The sequence below is a fragment of the Pseudomonas putida genome (assembly GCF_050990305.1).
In the GTDB taxonomy this organism is placed as follows: Bacteria; Pseudomonadota; Gammaproteobacteria; order Pseudomonadales; family Pseudomonadaceae; genus Aquipseudomonas; species Aquipseudomonas putida_AH.
The window spans coordinates 331440-349854 of record NZ_CP158817.1 but is presented as its reverse complement, the minus strand read 5'-3'; the positions used below and the strand labels follow the sequence as shown (position 1 = coordinate 349854).

Annotated in this window: 17 protein-coding genes and 1 pseudogene; 5 read left to right on the top strand and 13 right to left on the bottom strand. The window is 59.9% G+C overall.

The window, feature by feature from the left end; genetic code table 11:
• Positions 1–94 precede the first annotated feature (94 nt).
• The 9 genes from hutH (ABTV22_RS01650) to hutC form a co-directional block, all read right to left on the bottom strand.
• Positions 95–1627: a histidine ammonia-lyase gene (hutH, locus tag ABTV22_RS01650; RefSeq protein ID WP_433738257.1), complete on the bottom strand. Its 1533-nt coding sequence runs from the start codon at positions 1625–1627 to the stop codon at positions 95–97.
• A gap of 129 nt (positions 1628–1756) precedes the next feature.
• Entirely contained in the window at positions 1757–3280 is a 1524-nt protein-coding gene (hutH, locus tag ABTV22_RS01645) for a histidine ammonia-lyase (RefSeq protein ID WP_433738256.1), read from the bottom strand.
• Positions 3281–3423: 143 nt separating this feature from the next.
• The gene (locus ABTV22_RS01640; protein WP_433738255.1) at positions 3424–4254 is read right to left on the bottom strand and encodes a quaternary amine ABC transporter ATP-binding protein; all 831 of its coding nucleotides are present in this window, start codon (positions 4252–4254) and stop codon (positions 3424–3426) included.
• Entirely contained in the window at positions 4251–5102 is an 852-nt protein-coding gene (locus tag ABTV22_RS01635) for an ABC transporter permease (protein WP_433738254.1), read from the bottom strand. Before ABTV22_RS01635 ends, ABTV22_RS01640 begins: the two co-directional genes overlap by 4 nt.
• 71 nt (positions 5103–5173) lie before the next feature.
• The gene (locus tag ABTV22_RS01630; RefSeq protein WP_433738253.1) at positions 5174–6142 is read right to left on the bottom strand and encodes an ABC transporter substrate-binding protein; all 969 of its coding nucleotides are present in this window, start codon (positions 6140–6142) and stop codon (positions 5174–5176) included.
• A 69-nt stretch (positions 6143–6211) separates the two neighbouring features.
• Positions 6212–7684, bottom strand: coding sequence for a purine-cytosine permease family protein (locus tag ABTV22_RS01625; protein ID WP_433738252.1), 1473 nt, complete (start codon positions 7682–7684; stop codon positions 6212–6214).
• Positions 7685–7834: 150 nt separating this feature from the next.
• Positions 7835–9517 carry a urocanate hydratase gene (gene hutU, locus ABTV22_RS01620; protein WP_433738251.1) on the bottom strand — a complete coding sequence of 561 codons (1683 nt, stop codon included), beginning with the start codon at positions 9515–9517 and terminating at the stop codon, positions 7835–7837.
• A 472-nt stretch (positions 9518–9989) separates the two neighbouring features.
• Complete coding sequence (locus tag ABTV22_RS01615; protein WP_433738250.1) at positions 9990–10559, bottom strand: HutD/Ves family protein; 570 nt, start codon at positions 10557–10559, stop codon at positions 9990–9992.
• Positions 10556–11266 carry a histidine utilization repressor gene (gene hutC / locus ABTV22_RS01610; RefSeq protein ID WP_173677901.1) on the bottom strand — a complete coding sequence of 237 codons (711 nt, stop codon included), beginning with the start codon at positions 11264–11266 and terminating at the stop codon, positions 10556–10558. The genes ABTV22_RS01615 and hutC overlap by 4 nt, the downstream gene beginning before the upstream one ends.
• 146 nt (positions 11267–11412) lie before the next feature.
• On the opposite strand from hutC, the gene ABTV22_RS01605 reads away from it, so the two are divergent.
• Positions 11413–12777, top strand: coding sequence for a formimidoylglutamate deiminase (locus tag ABTV22_RS01605; protein WP_433738249.1), 1365 nt, complete (start codon positions 11413–11415; stop codon positions 12775–12777).
• Between the two features lie 114 nt (positions 12778–12891).
• Here the strand turns inward: ABTV22_RS01605 and ABTV22_RS01600 are convergent, their stop codons facing one another.
• On the bottom strand, positions 12892–13461 hold the full coding sequence (locus tag ABTV22_RS01600) for a lipocalin family protein (protein ID WP_433738248.1): 570 nt from the start codon (positions 13459–13461) through the stop codon (positions 12892–12894).
• Between the two features lie 31 nt (positions 13462–13492).
• Positions 13493–13747: a hypothetical protein gene (locus tag ABTV22_RS01595; protein ID WP_433738247.1), complete on the bottom strand. Its 255-nt coding sequence runs from the start codon at positions 13745–13747 to the stop codon at positions 13493–13495.
• Positions 13748–13968: 221 nt separating this feature from the next.
• On the opposite strand from ABTV22_RS01595, the pseudogene ABTV22_RS01590 reads away from it, so the two are divergent.
• From ABTV22_RS01590 to ABTV22_RS01575, 4 genes and pseudogenes are all read left to right on the top strand, one after another.
• Positions 13969–15015 (top strand): annotated as a pseudogene (locus ABTV22_RS01590) (cache domain-containing protein); the annotation flags it as partial.
• A gap of 141 nt (positions 15016–15156) precedes the next feature.
• A complete protein-coding gene (locus ABTV22_RS01585; protein WP_433741267.1) occupies positions 15157–15921 on the top strand; it encodes a methyl-accepting chemotaxis protein in 765 nt (254 codons plus the stop codon).
• 209 nt (positions 15922–16130) lie between these two features.
• The gene (locus tag ABTV22_RS01580; protein ID WP_433738246.1) at positions 16131–16403 is read left to right on the top strand and encodes a type II toxin-antitoxin system Phd/YefM family antitoxin; all 273 of its coding nucleotides are present in this window, start codon (positions 16131–16133) and stop codon (positions 16401–16403) included.
• On the top strand, positions 16400–16732 hold the full coding sequence (locus ABTV22_RS01575; RefSeq protein WP_433738245.1) for a type II toxin-antitoxin system RelE/ParE family toxin: 333 nt from the start codon (positions 16400–16402) through the stop codon (positions 16730–16732). Before ABTV22_RS01580 ends, ABTV22_RS01575 begins: the two co-directional genes overlap by 4 nt.
• Here ABTV22_RS01575 and ABTV22_RS01570 read toward each other — a convergent pair whose 3' ends face one another.
• Together ABTV22_RS01570 and ABTV22_RS01565 are read right to left on the bottom strand one after the other, a co-directional pair.
• Entirely contained in the window at positions 16733–17335 is a 603-nt protein-coding gene (locus tag ABTV22_RS01570; protein ID WP_433738244.1) for a DUF924 family protein, read from the bottom strand.
• Between the two features lie 3 nt (positions 17336–17338).
• On the bottom strand, positions 17339–18349 hold the full coding sequence (locus ABTV22_RS01565; RefSeq protein ID WP_433738243.1) for a class 1 fructose-bisphosphatase: 1011 nt from the start codon (positions 18347–18349) through the stop codon (positions 17339–17341).
• Positions 18350–18415 lie beyond the last annotated feature (66 nt).

Below are 18415 nucleotides of genomic sequence, written 5' to 3'. Positions count from 1 at the left end.
AATCCTCACTTTGTTCAAAATCGATCGCCAGCAAGCCGGCTCCTACAAATTTATGCGGCCCCTTGTAGGAGCCGGCTTGCTGGCGATGAGGCCCTTACAGGCTCGGTAACAACTTCGCCGTCACCAGCTCGGTCAGGCACCGCGACGCCAGCAGTTCAGTTGCCGCATTGATGTCCGGGGCAAAGAAGCGGTCCTTGTCATAAGGCACCACTTCCTTGCGCAGAATCGCCCGAACCTGTTCCAGTTTTGGCGAGGTCTTCAGACCGTTGCGCAGGTCCAGACCCTGGGCCGCCGCCAGCCATTCCACCGCGAGAATGCCGCGAGTGTTTTCGGCCATTTCCCACAGACGCTTGCCGGCGGCCGGGGCCATGGACACGTGGTCTTCCTGGTTGGCAGAGGTCGGCAGGCTATCCACCGAATGCGGATGGGACAGCGCTTTGTTCTCGCTGGCCAATGCCGCCGCTGTCACTTGGGCGATCATGAAACCTGAGTTCACGCCGCCATTGGCCACCAGGAACGGCGGCAGTTGCGACATGTGCTTGTCCATCATCAGCGAGATGCGACGTTCGCTCAGGGAACCGATTTCCGCGATCGCCAGCGCCATGTTGTCGGCGGCCATGGCCACCGGCTCGGCGTGGAAGTTACCGCCGGAAATCACATCGCCTTCGGCGGCGAACACCAGCGGGTTGTCGGAAACGGCGTTGGCTTCGATCGCCAGTACTTCGGCAGCTTGGCGGAACTGGGTCAGGCAGGCGCCCATGACTTGCGGTTGGCAACGCAGGGAGTATGGGTCCTGGACCTTTTCGCAATTCTCGTGGGAATCGGACACTTCGCTGCGCTCGCCGAGCAGATCGCGATAGGCGGCAGCGGCATCGATCTGGCCTTGCTGGCCACGAGCGGCGTGGATACGAGCGTCGAACGGCGAGCGCGAGCCCAACACGGCTTCGACGGTCAGGCCACCCAGGGCCAGTGCGCCGGCGAACAGGTCTTCGCCTTCGAACAGACCGCGCAAGGCGAACGCGGTGGACACTTGCGTGCCATTGAGCAGCGCCAAGCCTTCTTTCGCGGCCAGGGTCAGCGGGGTCAGGCCGGCGACTTTCAGCGCGTCCTTGGCTTGCATCCACTCACCCTTGTAGCGCGCCTTGCCTTCGCCAAGCAGCACCAGCGACATGTGCGCCAACGGCGCCAGGTCGCCGGAGGCACCGACCGAACCTTTCAAGGGAATGTGCGGGTACACCTCGGCGTTGATCAGGGCGATCAGCGCGTCGATCACCACGCGACGAATACCGGAGAAACCACGGCTCAGGCTGTTGACCTTGAGCACCATGATCAGGCGCACCAGCTCGTCGCTGATCGGCTGGCCGACACCGGCGGCGTGGGACAGCACCAGCGAGCGTTGCAGGTTTTCCAGGTCTTGGCTGGCGATGCGGGTCGAAGCCAGCAGGCCGAAACCGGTGTTGATGCCGTAGGCGGTGCGATTCTCGGCGAGGATCTGTTCCACGCAGGCGACACTGGCTTCGATCTGGGCCGAGGCGCTGTTGTCGAGGGTCAGTTTCACCGGTTGCTGATAGACCTCACGCAGCTGGGCGAGGCTCAGTTGGCCGGGAACAAGGTTTAGCGCAGTCATTTTTGGCTCCTTTTGAGAGTTCTTCTCTTGGTTAAAGAGAACTACCAGACGCTCCGGAGATATCCGTTGTCCGTCGCTTCCCCCTTTTTGAGGGGGCTGGCGCCTTGGCACGCTGGTTTTGCAGGGAAATCAGTTCAGATTCGGTAACGCCTTCTGCAACAAAGCCGGGTCTTTCAAAACACTTGCGGCAGCGGCGATGTCCGGTGCCAGCCAACGATCCTGATCGTAAGCCGGAACGCGCTCACGCAGTAGTCGCCACGCTGTATCGGTACCGGCGCCGAAGCGCTGCTCTTTCAGGAACTCAAAGGCCTGTGCTGCCAGCAGATACTCGATGGCGAGGATCTGCGTGCAGTTTTCCAATGCGCGATGCAGCTTGAGCGCGGCGTTGGTGCCCATGCTCAGGTGATCTTCCTGCAGGCCCGAAGTGACGTAGTTGTCGAGCACCGCTGGTTGCGCCAACTGCCGGTTTTCCGCGCACAGGGACGCGGCGACGTATTGCACAATCATCATCCCGGAATTCACCCCCGGATTGGCCACCAGGAACGCTGGCAGACCGCTGACGTGCGGGTTAATCAAGCGGTCCAGGCGACGCTCGGCGATGGAGCCGATCTCGGCCATGGCCATGGCCAGCAAATCCGCCGCCAAGGCGACCGACTGACCGTGCGGATTAGCCTGGGACATGACGCGGAAGTTGTCCGGCGTCCCCAGCAGCAGCGGGTTGTCGGTGCAGCCGTTGAGTTCGGTTTCGATTTGCTTGATCGCATGATCGAGCTGATCGCGAGCGGCGCCGTGAACCTGAGGAATTGAACGGATGCTCAGGGCATCCTGAGTCCGAATACCCTTGCTCTGGGCAATCACTTCACTGCCATCAAGCAGTGCACGCAGGTTGACCCCAACCTGCTGCATGCCCGGATGCGGCTTGAGTGCGATGATCTCGGCGTCAAACGCGGCGATCTGCCCACGCTGGGCCTCGAAGCTCATGGCACTGATCACGTCGGCCCACTGCAACAGGCGCGTGGCGTCGGCAATGGCCAAGGTGCTGAGGCCGGTCATGCACGGCGTGCCGTTGACCAGACACAACCCGTCTTTGGCACCGAGCTGGACCGGCTGCAATCCTTCTTCGGCCAACGCCTGCTGCGCGGAAACGATTTGCCCGCGATAGCTGACGTTGCCGACACCCAGCAGCGCGATGCCGACGTGGGCCATGTGGGTCAGGTAACCGACCGAACCCTGGGACGGCACTTGTGGCGTGATGCCGCGGTTGAGCAACGCCAGCAGCGCTTCGACAACACGGCGATGGATGCCGGATTTGCCCTGGCTGTAGTTGCGGATGGCCGCGCACATGATTGCGCGAGTCTGCTCGTCGGTCAGTGGTGCGCCAACGCCACAGGCATGGCTGAGCAAGGTATTGCGCGACAACTGGCTGAGCTGTTCGTCTTTAAGCGAAACGTTGCACAACGCACCCAGGCCGGTGTTCACGCCATAGGCACGTTCGCCGCTGGTGACGATGCGCTGGACGATGGCCTGCGCGTTTTCGATACGAGCCCAGGCCTGCGCCGACAGCTCGAGCTGTGCGCCATGGCGGGCTACCGCAACCACATCCTGCCAACGCAACGGGGCATCGGCGATAACGATTTTTTCAGCCTGGGACATCTTCAACCTCGCGCGTACAAACCTGAATATTTATGCAGCTTTACTGGCCTCATCGCGAGCAAGCTTTGCTCCTACAGGGTTCAGCGCTGACCTGTAGGAGCGAGGCTTGCCCGCGATGGGCCCGCTCAATCACCGCAAATCTCTTAAACCACCGCAGCCCTGCGCTGCACGAACCGGTCGACATACTCATCCGCCGGCGAATGCAGGATCTCTTTCGGCGTGCCGACCTGGATCAGGCGGCCGTCCTTGAGGATCGCGATGCGGTTACCGATGCGCACGGCCTCGTCGAGGTCGTGGGTGATGAAAACGATGGTCTTGTGCAGGGTCTTTTGCAGCTCCAGCAACTGGTCCTGCATCTCGGCACGGATCAGCGGGTCAAGGGCGCTGAAGGCTTCGTCCATCAGGATGATGTCGGTGTCCGCCGCCAAGGCGCGGGCCAGGCCGACACGCTGGCGCATACCGCCGGAGAGCTGGTGCGGGTATTTGTTTTCGTAGCCCTTGAGGCCCACGGTGTTGATCCAGTGCAGTGCACGCTCGGTGCACATTTGCTTGCTCTCGCCGCGCACTTTCAAGCCGTAGGCGACGTTGTCCACCACGGTTCTGTGGGGCAGCAGGCCGAAACTCTGGAACACCATGCTGATCTTGCGCCGACGAAATTCGCGCAGGGCTTCCATGTCGTATTGCAGGATGTCCACGCCGTCCACCAGGATCGCGCCGCTGGTCGGGTCGATCAGGCGATTGAAGTGGCGCACCAAGGTGGACTTGCCGGAGCCCGACAGGCCCATGATCACGAATATCTCGCCGCTACCGATACTCAGCGACAGGTCGTTGACGCCGACCACGCAGCCAGTTTCGGCCAGCACTTGGTCCTTGGTCTTTTTCTGGCGAATCATTTCCAGCGCGTCTTTGGAACGGTTGCCGAAAATCTTGAAGACGTTTTTGACTTCGATCTTGCTCACGGTTGCGTTGTTCATTTGCTCACCTCATGCCGTGCGCGACCGTACGCCTGTGTAATGCGGTCGATCACCACTGCCAGAATCACGATCGCCAGACCGGCTTCCAGGCCACGGCCAACGTTGAGGGTCTGAATCCCCACCAACACGTCTTCACCCAGGCCACGGGCACCGATCATCGAGGCGATTACGACCATCGACAGGGCCATCATGGTGGTCTGGTTGATCCCGGCCATGATGCTCGGCAGGGCCAGCGGCAATTGCACGCCAAACAGTTGCTGCCAGCGGTTGGCACCAAAGGCGTTGATCGCTTCCATCACTTCACCGTCGACCTGACGGATGCCCAAATCGGTCAGGCGGATCAGCGGCGGCGCGGCGTAGATCACGGTGGCGAAAATCGCCGGGACCTTGCCCAGACCGAACAGCATCAGCACCGGGATCAAGTACACGAAGCTCGGCATGGTCTGCATGATGTCCAGCAGCGGCATCAGCACCGAACGCAGACGATTGCTGCGTGCCGACAGGATGCCCAGCGGAATGCCGATCAGCACCGAGATGACTGTCGCCACCATCATCAGCGCCAGGGTTTGCATCAGCTTGTCCCAGAGGCCGACCGCCCCCACCAGAAACAGCAAACCGACGATGACCGCGGTGGTCACCACTTTACGGGTCGCATGCCAGGCCACGCCCGCCACGATAGCCAGCATCAGCCACCAGGGCGCCGCGCGCAGCAGACTTTCAAGATTGACGATGGCCCACAACAGGGTGTCGGAGATGTGCCGGAACACGTCGCCGTAGTTGGTGACCAGCGAATCGACCCAACCGTTGACCCAGTCGGCGATGGAAAAGGTAAAGCTTTCGGGAAACATAAAGAGACTCTCAATCAAGGGGTTGCGATCAAGCGTTCGGCTGCCGTTGCCAGCAGCCGGGAAGGCTCAACCTACAAGGCCGCGTCGATCTTTTTGGCTGCGTCTTCGCTCACCCATTGGTGCCAGACTTCAGGATGTTCCTTCAGGAAGATCTTGGCCAGTTTTGGCGACTCGATTCGCTCTTTGCTCATGCGACCCAGGTTCTGGTTCAGCAGGTCGATCGGCAGGTTGACCTTTTCCAGCACGGCCACCAGTTCCGGGGCTTCGTCGTGAAAAGTCTTGGACAGGCCGACCTTGATGGTCACGCTCTTGTCCACGCCCGGCTTCTCTTCAAGTTTCACTACGTCGACTTGGCCCATCAGCGGCGTTGGCGACCAGTAGTAGAACAGGATCGGCTCGCCACGCTTGTAGCTCGACAGCACGGCGGCATCCAGCGCCGGGCCGGTGCCTGGGCGGAAGTTGGTGTAGCTGCTTTCCAGGCCGTAGCTTTTCAGCATTTCGCTGTTGTCCAGCTCACAGGTCCAACCGGCCGGGCAGTTGTAAAAGCGGCCCTTGGAAGGTTCTTCGGCGTCTTTGAACACCGCGGAATATTTGGCCAGGTCGGCAATGTTTTTCAGGTCTGGCGCCTTGGCTTCCAGCTTACGCTTGGCATCGCCTTCGATCACATAGCGCGGCACGTACCAGCCCTCAACGGCACCGACCACCGGAGCGCCGACACCGACGACCTTGCCGGCTTTCTCGGCCTTGTTCCAGACCTCGCTGCGGCCGACCCACTCCTCGGCAAACACTTGGATATCGTTGCTGCTCAGGGCGTTTTCCATGGTGATGGAGTTGCCTGGCAGGCTGTCGGTCTTGCAGTCGTAGCCTTTCTCCAGCACGACTTGCAGAACGTCGGTCAGGAGCATGGCGCTTTCCCAGTTCAGGCCGGCGAATTTCACCGGTTTGCCCGATTCGCACCAACCCGCCGCCTGAGTGGCGCCGGCGCTGGCCAGCAGGCCCATGGAAAGCAATGCGGTCAGCAGGGTCTTGTTCGATTTCATTGTTGTGACGCTCCTAATCATGAATTGGCTTACGGCAGTCAAGAGGCATCCAGCCCTGTCCACGTCCAATCAGGCCTGCGCCGCAGCGCGACCGGCCCCGCTTGTTTCTGGTTGTACAGCACTGACCTGCTCGACCGGCAGAATCAATTGATCGGGCACTGCGCTGTGCCATTTTTTTGCGCATACGTAATAGAGGGCGGCGGGAATCACCAGGCCGATGATCCAGGAAATATCCACGTCACCCAGGGAGGCCACCAGCGGACCGGTATAGAACTTAGTAGAGATGAACGGCAACTGCACCAGCACGCCGAAGACATAGACGCTGATACCCAGGACGTTCCAACGGCCGTAGCGACCGTTCGGATCAGCCAGCGCCGGCACGTCATAGCGCTCGCGGGTGATGCAGTAGTAGTCCACCAGGTTGATCGCGCTCCATGGCGTGAAGAACGCCAGCAGGAACAGGATGAAGGACTTGAACGCACCGAGGAACGAGTGCTGGCCGAGCAACGCCATCAGGGTCGCGGCACCAACGATGACCAGCACGAACACCAGACGCTGCAAGCGTGAGACCTTCAGGTCACCCCGGAAGCCGCTGATGATGGTCGCGATGCACATGAAGCTGCCGTAGGAGTTAAGCGTGGAAATGGTGACCTTGCCGAACGCGATGCTGAAGTACAGCAGCGCGGCGGTGGCACCACTGCCGGCGAATCCAACAATGTAGGCGACTTCATGGCCGGCGTATTGGCCATTGGCGGAAGCTGCGGCAAACACGCCGAGGATCATCGCCACCTGCGCGCCGATAACCGAACCTGCGCCGGCGGCGAAAAAGGTTTTCACCGAGGAGGTTTTGCTCGGCAGGTAGCGCGAATAGTCAGCCACGTAAGGGCCGAAGGCGATCTGCCAGGACGCCGCGAGCGACACCGCCAGCAGGAAGCTGCTCCAGCTGAAACTGCGGATTTGCAGCAGCGCGCTGACATCGGTCTGGCTCATCAGGCGGCTGAACAGATACACAAAGGCAATGACACCGATGATGCTGGCGACACGGCCAATCCAGTGAATCACCCGATAGCCAAGCACCGTCACCAGCACGATGACACTGGCGAAAATCAGGATACCGACGGTGTCACTGACGCCAAACAGCTGGCCCAGGGCCTGACCGGACAGCACGGTACCGGTGGCGGTGAAACCCAGGTACATCAGGCAGACCAGCACGATCGGGATCGCCGCGCCGTAAACGCCGAACTGTACCCGGCTGGAAATCATCTGCGGCAGGCCAAGCTTAGGTCCTTGCGCCGCGTGCAGTGCCATCACCCCGCCGCCGAGCAGTTGCCCGATCAGCAGACCGATCAGCGACCAGAACACATCACCGCCCAGCACCACGGCCAGGGCCCCGGTGACAATCGCGGTGATTTGCAGGTTGGCACCCATCCACAACGTGAACTGGCTGAACAGACGACCGTGTCTTTCCGCTTCCGGGATGTAGTCGATCGAGCGTTTCTCGATCAACGGTTTGTTGCCTGCACGTTCGCTGTCAGCAGCCATGGTTCAACCTCTGTGGATTGTTATTCTTGGTTTACGCAATCCCTGTAGGAGCCGGCTTGCTGGCGATGGCGGTTTGCCTGACACCTTGCGGGGTCTGAATCGCCAGCAAGCCGGCTCCTACGGGTTTGCATTGGGCCTGAGCCCGCTTTTTTATTTACCGGTAATCATCGGCAGGTTCAGCCCTTGTTCCTTGGCGCAGTCGATGGCGATCTGGTAACCGGCATCGGCGTGACGCATGACGCCAGTGGCCGGGTCGTTGTGCAGCACGCGTGCGATACGCTCGGCCGCTTCGTCAGTACCGTCGCAGACGATCACCATGCCCGAGTGCTGGGAGAAGCCCATGCCGACGCCGCCGCCGTGGTGCAGGGAGACCCAGGTCGCGCCGCTCGCGGTGTTGAGCAGGGCGTTGAGCAGTGGCCAGTCGGACACGGCGTCGGAACCGTCCTGCATCGATTCGGTTTCGCGGTTCGGGCTGGAAACCGAGCCGGAGTCCAGGTGGTCGCGACCGATCACGATTGGCGCCGACAGTTCGCCGCTGCGGACCATTTCGTTGAACGCCAGGCCGAGCTTGGCGCGCAGGCCCAGGCCAACCCAGCAGATACGTGCCGGCAGACCCTGGAAGCTGATGCGCTCGCGGGCCATGTCCAGCCAGTTGTGCAGGTGGGCGTCGTCCGGGATCAGTTCTTTGACTTTGGCGTCGGTTTTGTAGATGTCTTCAGCGTTGCCCGACAGCGCAGCCCAACGGAACGGGCCGATGCCACGGCAGAACAGCGGACGGATGTAGGCCGGTACGAAGCCTGGGAAGTCGAAAGCGTTTTCCACGCCCTCTTCCTGGGCCATCTGGCGGATGTTGTTGCCGTAGTCGAAGGTCGGCACGCCCATTTTCTGGAAGTCCAACATGGCTTTAACGTGCACGGCCATGGATTGCTTGGCGGCTTTCACCACGGCAGCCGGCTCGGTCTTGGCGCGAGCGCGGTATTCGTCCCAGGTCCAGCCGGCGGGCAGGTAGCCGTTCAATGGGTCGTGGGCGCTGGTCTGGTCGGTGACCATGTCCGGACGCACGCCGCGACGCACCAGTTCCGGCAGGATTTCCGCCGCGTTACCGCACAGGGCGATGGAGATGGCTTTGCCTTCGGCGGTGTACTTGGCGATGCGCGCCAGGGCGTCGTCCAGGTCTTTGGCTTGCTCGTCGACGTAGCGGGTTTTCAGGCGGAAATCGATGCTGATCTGCTGGCATTCGATGTTCAGCGAGCAGGCACCGGCCAGGGTCGCGGCCAGTGGCTGCGCGCCGCCCATGCCACCCAGACCTGCGGTCAGGACCCACTTGCCGGTCAGGTTGTCGTTGTAGTGCTGGCGACCGGCTTCGACGAAGGTTTCGTAGGTGCCCTGGACGATGCCCTGGCTGCCGATGTAGATCCAGCTGCCGGCGGTCATCTGGCCGTACATGGCCAGGCCCTTGGCGTCCAGTTCGTTGAAGTGCTCCCAAGTGGCCCAGTGTGGCACCAGGTTGGAGTTGGCGATCAGTACGCGCGGGGCGTTGCTGTGGGTCTTGAACACGCCGACTGGCTTGCCGGATTGCACCAGCAGGGTCTCGTCGTCATTGAGGTTGGTCAGGCTTTCGACGATCTTGTCGTAGCACTCCCAGTTACGCGCCGCACGACCGATACCACCGTAAACCACCAGTTCTTTTGGGTTCTCGGCCACTTGCGGGTCGAGGTTGTTCATCAGCATGCGCAGCGGCGCTTCGGTCAGCCAGCTCTTGGCGGTCAGCTTGTTGCCGCGTGGTGCGCGGATTTCGACGTCACGGAACTTGGTAATTTTGTTGTCAGTCACGAAAAAGACTCCTCAGCGATCAATCCAAACCAACCCTGGCGGTGGGTAAGCCAGCCTGTGCGCATCGTTGCGCGACAAGCGAATCAGTGGACGTTGCGGAAAGCCTCTCGAGCGACTCATACGCATACGTCTTTACTTGTACATACAAGCATATGCAATCAAGCGGCCAACTTGTTGGATGGGCATTCAAGAAAAATTCTGAAAAGGCTGGAGAGCGCCTGGATCAAGGGGTCTGACGAAGATGAAATTTTTCGCGGGGAATTTTTCGGGGAGGTGGGGATTGTTACTTGGGGGTGGTTTTGCGCTGTGATGGGGCGTTCGGTAACAAAGTGGTGCGCTATGGGGAACGGGTTTGATCGGAACAAAAAGCTTCGCGGGCAAGCCTCGCTCCTACAGGTTCATCGTGCGCGCAGGTGCAGGATGAACCTGTAGGAGCGAGGCTTGCCCGCGAAGGGAACGACTCGGTCTTGGATCAGCGTGCGGTCAGTTCAATCACACAGCAAGCATCGCTGACGGAGATTTCCAGCAAAACACTGTTACCGTCGAGTTGCAGGCAATCATGACGACCCAGCAGCGAAGCACTGTTACCGACCTTCACCTCAAGCTCATCACTGACGCTGAACACCAGCACAGTCCCGGCCTCACTGAAAAACCGCTGCTTGCCATCCAGCCACTGCAAGCGAGCGGCGTAACGTTGGGGCGCATAGATCAGGTTGAAATCGCGAATCGGCCCGCCAAGCAGAGTGCAGGAGACCTTGCTCTCGCCGCTGAAGGCAAACGGGTCCAGCGGTAACAGCGGTCGTGTGTCTTGGCCGTCCACTGTCAGGGTCATACCGTCGCCCTGTAGCACAGTGATGATCCGCTCGTAACCGGCGAAGGTGGAAAACCCGCCCGACTCGCCAATGTCGGCAATCGACAGGCGCCAGCCAAAGCCATCCAGGCCCTCTCCCGCGTCGCGGGTGATTTCTTCGGTGCTGCCGCCGCCGTTTTTCCACGGCATGCGTGGGTAGTCTTTGGCACGTAGAACTTTCATTTCACTCATTTGTGGAACCGACCTTCCAGACGATGACGGGAACCGGGGTGAATCAAACGGGCAGCAGTAACCGGCTGGCGACCGGACCAGGTACGCCGGCGAATCAGCAGGCACGGCTCGCCCTTTTCAATCTGTAGCAACTTGCATTCGGACGACTCGGCCAGAATCGCCTCGACCACATGCTCGCCTTCGGTCAGCGGTGCAACTTGGTTCAGGTAGGCGTAAGGCGTTTGCAGGGTGAAGTCCTGCTTAAGGTAATCCGGGGCCACCAGTGCGTTGACGAAACGGTCTTCAATTTGCACCGGAATATCGTTTTCGAAATGCACGATCAGCGAGTGGAACACCTTCTGCCCTTCGCGCATGTCCAGCGCCAACGCGCGCTCGGAACCGGCGGCCTCTTCTTCGAGGGTGATGACCTTGCAAGTGTGGCGATGGCCACGGGAGGCGATTTCGTCGGCGATGTTGTGCACTTCAAACAGCGCAGACTGGCTTTTCGGCTCGGCGACGAACGTGCCGACGCCCTGCATGCGCACCAACAGGCCGTCGGCAGTCATCTCGCGCAAGGCGCGGTTGATGGTCATGCGGCTGAAGCCCAACTGGCTGACCAGCTCACTTTCCGACGGAACGCGGTAGTGCGGCGGCCAGTTACCGCTGTCGATTTGCTGGGTGATCATTTGTTTGACGCGGGCGTACAAGGGCGCCGGACTGTCGCCCATGTTCGCGGCCAACGGAGAGACTGGAGGCGGAGTCGGCACGGTTAATCCTTGGTCGTCTGATTGATATTGCTAGCTTGCCGGAGTTTACCGAGCAGGCAAACGTCTGTATATGTATATACAAATAACACACGATGGGGTGCTGAACCATGTCCGCCTTCTTTGCCGAACGCGCGCTGCTGCCTAGTGGATGGGCCAACAATGTACGTCTTGAGGTCAACGCCGAGGGCGTCCTGACCCATATCCAGGCCGATTCCCATGCAGATGGCGCCGAGCGGTTGAACGGTCCGCTACTGCCGGGCATGCCGAATCTGCATTCCCACGCCTTCCAGCGCGCCATGGCCGGGTTGGCGGAAGTGGCGGGCAATCCGAACGACAGTTTCTGGACCTGGCGCGATTTGATGTATCGCCTCGTCGGAAAAATCAGCCCGGAGCAATTAGGCGTCATCGCCCGCCAGCTGTACATCGAAATGCTCAAGGCCGGCTACACCTCGGTCGCCGAATTTCATTACGTGCACCACGACAACAATGGCCAACCTTACGCGGACCCAGCGGAACTGGCCTTGCGCATCAGCCAGGCTGCCAGCGCCGCCGGCATTGGTCTGACCTTGCTGCCAGTGCTTTACAGCCACTCCGGCTTCGGCGGCCAGACCCCAAATGATGGCCAGCGGCGCTTTATCAACAGCACCGAGAACTACCTCAAGCTGCAATCACGCCTGCAACCTGTGCTCGCTCAGCAGCCAGCCCAGTCGCTGGGCCTGTGCTTCCACTCATTGCGCGCAGTAACGCCGCAGCAGATCAGCGAAGTGCTGGCGGCCAGCGACAAGCAATGCCCGGTGCACATCCACATCGCCGAACAGCAGAAGGAAGTCGACGACTGCCTGACCTGGAGTGGTCGCCGCCCGCTGCAATGGCTGTACGAAAACGTCGACGTCGATCAGCGTTGGTGCCTGGTTCACGCCACCCACGCCAACCCGGAAGAAGTCACGCTGATGGCCAAGAGTCGCGCCATTGCCGGCCTGTGCCTGACCACCGAAGCGAACCTGGGCGACGGGATTTTCCCGGCCGTGGACTTCCTCGCCCAAGGTGGACGCATGGGCATCGGTTCCGACAGCCATGTGTCATTGAGCGTGGTGGAAGAATTGCGCTGGCTGGAATATGGCCAGCGCCTGCGCGATCAGCGCCGCAATCGCTTGTATGGCGCCGATCAACCGATGGTCGGCCGCACGCTGTTCGATGCCGCGCTGGATGGCGGTGCTCAGGCACTGGGCCAATCGATTGGTGCATTGGAAGTTGGCAAGCGCGCCGATTGGCTGGTGCTGGACGGCAGCGATCCATACCTGGCGACGGCCAGTGGTGACGGGATTTTGAATCGTTGGCTGTTCGCCGGCGGCGATCGCCAAGTGCGCGATGTGCTGGTCAATGGCCAGTGGGTTGTGCGTGACGGGCGGCATGCCGGGGAAGAAGAAAGCAGCCGTGCGTTCACCCAGGTCCTGCGCGACTTGCTGGGCTGATACAAAACCCACTGTAGGAGCCGGCTTGTTGGCGATAAGGCCATCAGATCCAACATCAATGTTGCCTGACAGGCTGCCATCGCCAGCAAGCCGACTCCTACGAGGACCGCATGATCAGTCCGACGTCTTGGCCATCTGCGTATCCGACGCCCGCCAGATCAGCCGCGTGGTGTCATAACCTTGCTGGCGCGCCTTACTCAGCAGCTCTTCACGCACCACACCGTTGACGGTCGGGGTACGCGACAACAGCCACAGATAACGACGACTCGGGTCGCCAACGATAGCGGTCTTGTAGTCATCGCTGACGTACAACACCCAGTATTCGCCCTTCGCTGAACCCGGTATCAACCGCGAGAACCAGGTATCGAACTCGACCCACAATTTGTCGGTCTTGCCTGGCGCCTGCGGATAGGCCGTGCCCTTGACCTCCTCCCACTCCCACTGCGGCGTCAGGCAGCGATTCAGCACCCCCACATTGCCGTCAGGCTTTAACGTGTAATGGGCTTCGGATTGCGCGCAGTTGCGCTGGAAGTACATCGGCATGCGCGCCAACTCATACCAGGTGCCCTGGTAGCGCTTGAGGTTGACGCTCTTGACCGTCTTGGGCGCCAACGGATCCTGGCCAGAAGTGGCACAGCCGGCCAACACCAAGCCGGCAAAAAGTATCATCAATAACCGCTTCATTATTTTTCTCCCGCGGGCGCTTGGCCCCGGTTTACTTCAGGCCTTGGCCGGAAAACATCAGCACTTTGTCACCGGCATACTGCACGCTGATAAAGCTGTTCTTGTCGCCCCAGGTGCAACTGGACATGCCGAGTGCGCCCGAACAGTCGGCCGGTTTGCCCAGCAAGGTTTCAACCTCGGCCTTGGACATGCCGGAAGAGAGTTTCGAGTAGTTTTCCTGATTGACCTTACTGCACGCAGCCAACAACACGCAGAACGAAAGCAGGGCGATGGAACGCAGCGACATGGTGTAACTCCGGGGGACGAAGGGGATTGGCATGGCTGCCAAGCAAGACCTTAGAAGTGAAAACCCCCCGCGGGTTCCCTCCCCAACCGTCTATTTATAAGGCCGCTCGTCTGCCTTCTTCCGAATAATCAACCACTTTGTAGGGCCATTGGGTATTTCGTCGGTTTTAGCGAAAAGTGCCTAATCTTTGGCGCCACGCAGTCGACATACAAGGCAGCGCAATGCCTATACCCCAGGCGCGCTCACCTTTGTCCACGAGACTTTCCGCGGTAGCTCATTTAATGACCAGAAACATGAAGTTCAGCCACAAAATCCTGTTGGCTGCCGCCCTCGTGGTGGCCGTTGCATTCGCCTGTTTCATCCTGTTCAACGACTATCGCCAGCGCGAAACCTTGCGCAGCAACACCGAGGCCTCGATGCAGGAACTCGGCAGCCTGACCACCAGCAACATCCAGACCTGGCTGGAAAGCCGCATCCAGCTGCTGCAATCGCTGTCCCAGCAAATCGCCGTGGATGGCAGCGCCCCGGCCAGCCTCAAGCGCGCCATCGACCTGCCCGCCTACACCGGCAACTTCCAACTGAGCTACTTTGGCGGCACCGATGGCGTGATGTTCTCGATCCCGGCCGGCAACCGCGCAGCGGATTACGACCCGCGCGCCCGTGGCTGGTACAAAGCGGCCAACAGCGCACAGCAGACCATTGTCACTGAACCCTACATCGCCGCTTCCTCCGGCAAACGGGTGATTACAGTTGCCACGCCGGTGAAACAGCAGGGCCAAATGATCGGCGTGGCAGGTGCCGACATCGACCTCTCCAGCGTCAGCGCGATCATCAACTCACTGAACTTCGGCGGCCATGGCCACGCCTTCATTGTCGGCGTCGATGGCAAAATCCTGATCCACCCGGACAGCAAGCTGGTGCTCAAGAGCCTGGCCGAGGCTTACCCGGGCGACACCCCGAAAGTCAGCCCGGGCATGAAAGAAGTGGAGATCGACGGCAAACGTCAGTTCATCTCCTTCACCCACGTCAATGGCGTACCGTCGGCGGATTGGTACGTGGCGCTAGTGCTCGACAAGGACACCGCCTTCTCGATGCTCAGCCAATTCCGCACCTCGGCGATCATTGCCATGGTGATTGCGGTGGTGATCATCATCGCGTTGCTGGGCATGCTGATCAGCTTCCTGATGCAGCCGCTGCTGACCATGGGTCGGGCCATGCACGACATTGCCGAGGGCGAAGGCGACCTGACCAAACGCTTGACCATTCACGGTCACGACGAGTTCGGAGCACTGGGACTGTCGTTCAACCGTTTCGTCGAGCGTATCCACACGTCGATCACTGAAGTGTCCTCGGCCACAGGGCAAGTCAACGAAGTGGCACTGCGCGTGGTAGCGGCTTCCAACTCGTCGATGTTCAACTCCGATCAACAGGCTTCGCGCACCAGCAGTGTCGCCGCGGCGATCAATCAGCTGGGCGCCGCCGCCCAGGAAATCGCCCAGAACGCCGCCCTTGCCTCCCAGCATTCCAGCGATGCCCGCTCCCTGGCCGAAGAAGGCCAGCAGGTGGTGGATAAAACCATCTCGGCGATGCATCAGCTGTCGGCGAAGATCAGCGATTCTTGCGGCAACATCGAGACGCTCAACAGCAACACCGTCAACATCGGGCAGATTCTGGAAGTGATCACCAGCATTTCCCAGCAGACCAACCTGTTGGCCTTGAACGCCGCCATCGAAGCAGCCCGTGCCGGTGAAGCCGGACGCGGTTTTGCGGTAGTGGCCGATGAAGTGCGCAACCTCGCACACCGTACCCAGGATTCGGCGCAACAAGTGCAGAAGATGATCGAAGAGTTGCAAGTCGGCGCCCGCGAGGCGGTCACCATCATGACCGACAGCCAGCGTCAGAGCGAAAGCAGCGTCGGCATCGCCAACCAAGCCGGCGAACGCCTGGGCAGCGTGACCCAGCGCATCGGCGAAATCGACGGCATGAACCAATCCGTGGCCACCGCCACCGAGGAGCAGACTGCCGTGGTGGAATCGATCAACGTCGACATCACCGAGATCAACACGCTGAACCAGGAAGGTGTGGAGAACCTGCAATCGACATTGCGCGCGTGCGCCGATCTGGAACAGCAGGCCGCTCGGTTGAAGCAGTTGGTGGGTAGCTTCAGGATCTAAGGCGATCTCACTGGCCCCTTCGCGGGCAAACCTCGCTCCTACGATTTGCGCGTGACCTGTAGGAGCGAGGCTTGCCCGCGAAGACGGCATCAGGCGTTATGAATATTTGAAACCGAACACACCATCCAGGCAACGCCCGCCAGCTCCACCAGACAGAGGACTGAATTAAGACTAAAATCGGTCCCACTCATTCTGGCGAGGCTCCTTCCATGAAGCTTTCATCCCAAATCAAGCCGATCAGCTACCTGAAAAGTCATGCGGCTGAAATCGTCAAAACACTTACTGAAAGCCGAGAGCCCTTGGTTATCACCCAAAACGGTGAAGCCAAGTTGGTGGTCATGGACGTGAAAAGTTTTGAAGAGCAAGAGGACACAATGGCTCTTTTAAAACTATTGGCGATGGGAAATCGGGAGATTGAAGAAGGCCAGTATCGCGACGCAGAAGACGTTTTTGCCGAACTGGACAGGGCTGACGATCAATGAGTTTCAAGGTCGTTGTCCTTCACTCCGCCGAAACAGACTTGAAAGAACTTCGCACTTATCTCATCAGGCAATTCTCAAACCAAACTTGGCAAAGCACCTATGCCAGCTTGAAGGCCGCTATCCGCCACGTGGGAGCGCAACCCTATTCAGAATCATTCCCGGAAAAGATCGAGAAGCTTAATCTCAGCCAGTATCGACAGGTCATTTCAGGAATGAACCGCGTCATTTACGAGATTCGCGAACAGACCGTTTTCGTCCATATCATTGCTGATACGCGCAAAAGCTTGCCAACGCTGCTGATGAAGCGCTTGCTTCAGGGCAATCCGTGATTAGAAGCGTGACCCAGGCTTACTCAGAAACACCAACTCCTCAGCCGTACTCTCGCGCCCCAACACCTCATTGCGATGGGGAAACCGTCCAAACTGCTCAATTACCTCCTGATGCTTCTCGGCATAGTCCAAATAATCGGCAAACAGCGCCCGATCAGTTTCCGGCTGTTGCTCCAGCAGTTCGATGTAGCGCGAGATGCATTCGTTTTGCACGTCGAGGTTTTCGCAGTGCTCGAACACCAGCAGGATGAACACCCGCTGGATCGGCTGCAATTGCCGATCGAAATCCGCGGCAATACCTTGCGCCACCAGGGCCTGGGCTCTGATGTCTCCGGAAAAGGCTTTGGGGGAATCGCGAAAGAGCATGCGTGGCAGTTGATCGAGCAACAACACCAGGGCCAGCCAACCTTCGGGGCGTTGCGCCCACTCGGTCAATCCGCCGGCCAGTGCCTGTTCGACCTGGTCCCCGAAACGCTCCCGCGCTTCGAGGTCCTGGCTGTCACGCTTGCCGAACCATAACCTGCCCTTCTGCGCCGCCACTTCCCTGGAGGATTCGGCATGTCCGAACCACCAATCGAGCAACGGCTGCCAGGGCGCGTTCATGGCTTATTCCTTGTGGTACGCCGTGGCGCGGGCCACTTCTTCCTTCGAGCCGAGGAACACGGCTACACGCTGGTGCAGGCCTTCAGGCTGGATATCGAGAATACGCTGGTGGCCGTCGGTGGACGCGCCGCCCGCTTGTTCCACGAGGAACGACATCGGGTTGGCTTCGTACATCAGGCGCAGTTTGCCTGGCTTGGATGGCTCACGGGCGTCGCGCGGGTACATGAACAGACCACCACGGGTCAGGATGCGGTGCACGTCCGCCACCATCGCGGCAACCCAGCGCATGTTGTAGTTCTTTTTCAGCGGGCCTTCTTCGCCAGCCAGCAATTCGCTGACGTAGCGCTGTACCGGGGCTTCCCAGTGACGCTGGTTGGACATGTTGATGGCGAATTCCTGGGTGGATTCAGGAATGGTGATGTCTTCGTGAGTCAGCACGAAGCTGCCCATTTCGCGATCCAGAGTGAAGCCCTTGACGCCATTGCCCAAGGTCAGGATCAGCATGGTCTGCGGGCCGTAGATGGCGTAACCGGCGGCGACTTGCTGGGTGCCTGGCTGCAGGAAGGCCTTTTCATTCAAAGGCTCGTTCTGGCTCAGGTATTCGTTCGGGCAGCGCAGAACCGAGAAGATGGTGCCAACCGGTGCGTTGATGTCGATGTTCGACGAACCGTCCAGCGGGTCGAATACCAGCAGGTAGGCACCTTTCGGATATTTGCCAGGGATTTGGTAGGCGTTGTCCATTTCTTCGGACGCCATGCCGGCCAGGTGACCGCCCCATTCGTTGGCTTCGAGCAGGATTTCGTTGGACAGTACGTCGAGCTTTTTCTGCACTTCGCCCTGAACGTTTTCAGTGCCCATGCTGCCCAGAACGCCGCCCAGGGCGCCTTTGGAAACGGCGTGGCTGATCTCCTTGCAAGCACGCGCCACCACTTCGATCAGGAAGCGCAGATCGGCAGGAGTGTTGTTGCTGCGGGTCTGCTCAATCAAATAGCGACTCAAGGTAACGCGGGACATGGAAGGCTCCGAGGAATGGGGGGGGGCTAAAAACCCGCGCAGTTTAACGCGAGTCGTGGCGCATTT